2 protein-coding genes are annotated in these 1,157 nt (G+C 66.7%); both read left to right on the top strand.

All coding sequences use genetic code 11. The features are described from left to right. The first annotated feature begins 64 nt into the window (after window positions 1–64). A complete protein-coding gene (locus ABZT06_RS50610) occupies window positions 65–604 on the top strand; it encodes a winged helix-turn-helix domain-containing protein (RefSeq protein ID WP_355756732.1) in 540 nt (179 codons plus the stop codon). After that, window positions 601–1,157: transposase (locus ABZT06_RS50605; protein ID WP_355756734.1), on the top strand; the 557-nt coding region annotated here is incomplete at its 3' end. The genes ABZT06_RS50610 and ABZT06_RS50605, both read left to right, overlap by 4 nt.

Here is a 1,157-nt window from a genome sequence, read left to right as displayed (position 1 = left end):
TACTGACCTTTTCGGGTTGCGTTCGGGGGGTGACGTTGGGTGATTCCTGCGGTATGCCGGTGTTATGCGGTACGCGGATGGTGGGGGCCTGACTGCTGAGCGGCGGGCTGCGCGTGAAGGGATCCGGCTGGAGGCCGGGCAGAGGTTCGCACGAGGCGACAGGACTTCAGGCATCGCCAAGGACCTGCGGGTGAGCGTCCGTTCGGTGGAGCTCTGGCGCCGCAACTGGCGTGAGGGCGGCATGGAGGGTCTGAAGTCGAAGGGGCCCGCGAAACTGCCGAAGCTGTCGGACGAACGGTTCGTCCTGCTGGAAACGGAGCTGGCCAAGGGGCCGACCGCGCATGGCTGGGAAGATCAGCGGTGGACGCTGGTGCGCGTCCAAACGGTGATCGGCCGCCAGTTCGAGGTCCGTTGCTCGATCGCGGGGGTGTGGCGGCTGCTGCACCGTCACGGCTGGTCCTGGCAGAGTCCGGCTCGTCGCGCGCTGGAACGCGACGACCATGCGGTCGAGCTGTGGAAGAAGGACGTGTGGCCGCAGGTGGAAGGACCGCGGCGGCGCTCGGGGCCTGGATTGTCTTCGAGGACGAGGCCGGGTTCGCGATGACGCCGCCACGAGCCCGCACGTGGGGCCGGCGCGGACAGACTCCCGTGGTGAGAGTGCGGGGACGGTCCCGGCGGCGGATCTCCGTCGCCGCGATGTGCTGTTACCGGCCGGGCGAGAGGTCCCGGCTGATCTACCGGCCCCGCTTCCACCTGCTCCTCAAAGGAGCACGCAAGAGCTTCGCCTGGCAGGACTACCGTGACCTCCTGGTCCGCGCGCACCTGCAGCTCGGCGCCCCCATTGTTGTCGTCTGGGACAATTTAAACACCCATCGTGCCGCCGGCATGAGGAAGTACGCAGCCGACCACGAGTGGCTCACCATCGTCCAACTGCCTTCCTACAGCCCTGACTTGAACCCCGTGGAAGGCATCTGGTCGTGGTTACGGCGCGGACCGATGGCCAACACCGCATTCGTCGACCCTGACCACCTCACCCGCACCCTCCGCTGCGGACTCGCCCATCTCCAGCGCCATCCCGAACTCATCGACAGTTGCCTCACCGAGACCGGACTGACCCTCACCGCAGACCATCCGAAGCCAATCCGAAAAGGTCAGTA

Source organism: Streptomyces sp. NPDC005483, from assembly GCF_040606035.1.
Taxonomy (GTDB): domain Bacteria; phylum Actinomycetota; class Actinomycetes; order Streptomycetales; family Streptomycetaceae; genus Streptomyces.
Note: the sequence above shows the minus strand (reverse complement) of the source record. Positions and strands in the feature narration are given on the sequence as shown.